The sequence below is a fragment of the Microbacterium umsixpiens genome (genome assembly GCF_053543675.1).
In genome coordinates this window covers 1-3,085 of the sequence record NZ_JBLVOH010000148.1, presented here as the reverse complement: position 1 = coordinate 3,085, position 3,085 = coordinate 1, and the positions used below count along the sequence as shown (strand labels likewise).

Here is a 3,085-nt window from a genome sequence, read left to right as displayed (position 1 = left end):
CCCTCCGCCGCCCCCGTGGGAGCCCCGGCCGCGGCCGCCGGCACGGCCTCCGAAGCCATCGCGCCGGCTCCCCTCACATTGCCGGACCACCCGACCGTTCTGGTGTTCGGAGACAGCTGGACCTACGGCTCGGCGGCGACCGTCCCGACGCTCGGCTACGCGTACCTCTTGGCCGATCTGATCGGCGGCGAGACGATCGTGAACGGCGTCCGGGGCAGCGGTTACCTCAAGCCCGGCCTCGACGGCCCGACCTTCGGAGAGCGCATCGCGGCACTCGACCCCTGGCTCGCACCCGACCTCGTGATCATCCAGGGCTCGATCAACGACCGGGCACAGGGCGTCGAGGGTTACCGTGAGGCCGTGACCTCGGCGTGGGACGCCCTGGCCGCCACGTATCCGGACGCGGTCATCGTCGTGCTGGGACCGGCACCGCACGAGCTGCCGGTCGGGGCTGCGACCGCGCGCATCGACACGGATCTCGGCGAACTCGCCGGGGCCCGCGGCTGGTGGTACATCTCCCCCATCGCCCGGAACTGGATCACCGAGCAGAACTACCTCGATGTGATCGACGTCGAGGTGGGGCGCAAGCATCCGTCCACCGACGGCCACCGGTATCTGGCCGAGAAGCTCGCCGCTGCACTCGAAGAGCCGCGCGCCGCGCCGGTCACCGAAGCGGGTGGGTCGGAGACGACCCCCGACGAGTGATATTGTCGATCGGTACGCCTCCGTAGCTCAGTGGATAGAGCGCCGGTTTCCGGTACCGTAGGTCGCAGGTTCGACTCCTGTCGGGGGCACACAGACCAACTGCACAACGACGAAACCCCGCCTGATCCAGGCGGGGTTTCGTCGTCGTGCACGTGGCGACGCCGACGGCTGCCGCACTCCCTCACGCGGATCAGCCGGACGGGTTCTCCAGGGGGAAACCGTTCTCGTCCGTCGTGTCCGTCCCCGCCCCGGTGGAGTGCTTCTCCCCCACGACAGCCACATCATCTTCCGGCGCACCGCCGTCTGTGATCGTTCCCGTCGGCTCGCTGTCTTCGACGACGTGCTTCGCGCCGCGCTCCGCGGCGAGCGCCTCACCCTCCTCGATCGCCTCGTCGCGGCTGCTGTAGCTGCGCGAGAGTTCCGGAGCGCTCTCGACCTCATTCACCCACTGACCGTTCTTCGACCTCGTGACTATCCGCAGCGCGTTCATCAGATGTCTCCGGTCCCGAGGTCGCCCTCGCCGTCCTCACCGATTTCGGCAAGGAGGGGGTCGTCCCCCTGGCTCTCCGGCTGCATCGCGGATCGGGGAAGGTCCTCCGCGGGCACCTCGTCGTCTGGAGCGGCGAGCTCATCCGGGTCGGCGCCCGTGGCGGTCGCCGGGTCGAGCACATCGTCGGTCGCCCCTCCATCGAGCGCCGTCGTCTGCTCCCACTCGGCCTGAGCCGGGTCACGGCCGTCCCCGACGGCTGTGGCATCCGCATCGCGCAGCGGCTGCACGGCATCCGCTCCGACTTCCGAAACGCCATCCGGTGTCGATTCCATCTCTCCTCCTTCGTCTCGGCGTCTTCGTCGCCGAATCGGCGACCACGATCAGTCTCGCCCGACCGGACGATGAGGAGCAGGGGGTTGAGCGCACCGGACGAAGCGGCTATCTTCCGAACCGCCCGCGCGTCACCCACATCGTCACATCAGGGAGGAGTCGTAGCCGTCCGGCGACTCCGGCTCGTCGCCCGGCTCGAAAGCCGGTCCGGCCTTCGGCGTCAGCGCGTGCGCGCGGGCGATCAGTCGTCTCGCTGCGCCGTCGTCGTCATCGATCTCCGGTGCGAGGCCGGCGTCGACCACGGCGATGGGAAGCATCGTTCCGAGCGCCAGACGGACGTGCGAACGCTCGCCGCCCGACCCGACGATGGGGATGTCGACGACGTCGGTACGTCGCTCCTCCGTCAACGCCAGCCAGTACTGCACCACCGCATCGGCCGTCGCGTCGCCGGTCAGATAGCTTCCGACCTGGGTGATGAGTGTCTTCATGGTCACTCCCTCGACTCGTCCGGATGCTTCGCCGCCGGGTCCGTGGCTGCGCTTTCACACTAGGTGGAGCCACACCCGCACATGACCCCCTTGCGGATTCGGCCTCGCGGTGATTCAGTACGGACCCTCGACCGACGGTGACCCGGCTGGAGGTACACATCGCCGCCCTACGGTCGACGGCATCGCCCCCACCGGGTGACCGATGACTGTGAGATGACACCGCGGGTGCGACCCTGGAGGCGATTGCCGCCCACTCATCGAGACGCGAGGACCCGACATGACCGATCACAGCTCTCTCCCCTCTTGGCGCGACACCCGCACGCGCAGAGACATCGAGGCCTTCGTCGCCTCCGTCACGGAGGGCCCGGATGCGGTGCCGGTCGAGGAGCGCATCGCCGTGTTCGACAACGACGGCACACTGTGGTCCGAGAAGCCGATGCCCACGCAACTGCACTACGTGGTCGAGCAATGGCGCTCGGCTGCCGAACGTGCGCCGGAGCTCGCGGAGCGGCAACCGTACCTCGCCGCGGTGAGCGGCGACTTCGGCTGGCTGAGCACGGCTATCGACAAGCACTACAGCGGTGACGACTCCGATCTGAAGACCATCATCCAGGCGCTCGTCGGCCTCACCGATGGAATGAGCGTGGAGGACTACGCGCTCTCTGTCGGGGAGTTCTATCGCACGGCGCAGCATCCGGCCCTGAAGCGGCCGTACGCCGACGCCGTCTACCAGCCGATGGTCGAGTTGCTTCGGTACCTCGAGCGCCACGGCTTCACCTGCTACATCGTGTCGGGCGGCGAGCGCGACTTCATGCGACCGATGACGCAGGCCAACTACGGCATCCCGCCGGAGCGCGTCGTGGGCTCGGCCTTCGGTCTCACCTGGGACGACGCCGACGCGACCGTGAAGTACTCGTCATCCCTCGCATTCTTCGACGACGGACCCGAGAAGCCGGTGCGCATCTGGAGCCGCATCGGCCGACGGCCGCTGTTCGCCGGCGGCAACTCGAACGGCGACACGGCCATGCTCGACTTCGCCCGCAAGGGACCCCGCCCCGGATTCGCGATCCTG

Annotated in this window: 5 protein-coding genes and 1 tRNA gene; 3 read left to right on the top strand and 3 right to left on the bottom strand. The window is 68.5% G+C overall.

Going from position 1 to position 3,085, the window contains the following annotated elements; all coding sequences use genetic code 11:
- The coding region (locus ACNPM4_RS14585; protein ID WP_448986118.1) for an SGNH/GDSL hydrolase family protein at window positions 1–705 on the top strand (705 nt) is incomplete at its 5' end.
- 16 nt (window positions 706–721) lie between these two features.
- Window positions 722–794: transfer RNA gene (locus ACNPM4_RS14580), tRNA-Arg, on the top strand.
- Window positions 795–895: 101 nt separating this feature from the next.
- On the opposite strand, the gene ACNPM4_RS14575 is transcribed toward ACNPM4_RS14580, so the two are convergent.
- The 3 genes from ACNPM4_RS14575 to ACNPM4_RS14565 form a co-directional block, all read right to left on the bottom strand.
- Window positions 896–1,195, bottom strand: a complete 300-nt coding sequence (locus ACNPM4_RS14575; protein WP_448986117.1) for a DUF2188 domain-containing protein — start codon at window positions 1,193–1,195, stop codon at window positions 896–898.
- On the bottom strand, window positions 1,195–1,527 hold the full coding sequence (locus ACNPM4_RS14570; RefSeq protein ID WP_029261885.1) for a hypothetical protein: 333 nt from the start codon (window positions 1,525–1,527) through the stop codon (window positions 1,195–1,197). Before ACNPM4_RS14570 ends, ACNPM4_RS14575 begins: the two co-directional genes overlap by 1 nt.
- A gap of 141 nt (window positions 1,528–1,668) precedes the next feature.
- Window positions 1,669–2,013, bottom strand: coding sequence for a hypothetical protein (locus ACNPM4_RS14565; RefSeq protein WP_448986116.1), 345 nt, complete (start codon window positions 2,011–2,013; stop codon window positions 1,669–1,671).
- 277 nt (window positions 2,014–2,290) lie between these two features.
- Between ACNPM4_RS14565 and ACNPM4_RS14560 the strand changes: the two genes are divergently transcribed.
- The coding region (locus tag ACNPM4_RS14560; RefSeq protein ID WP_448986115.1) for an HAD family hydrolase at window positions 2,291–3,085 on the top strand (795 nt) is incomplete at its 3' end.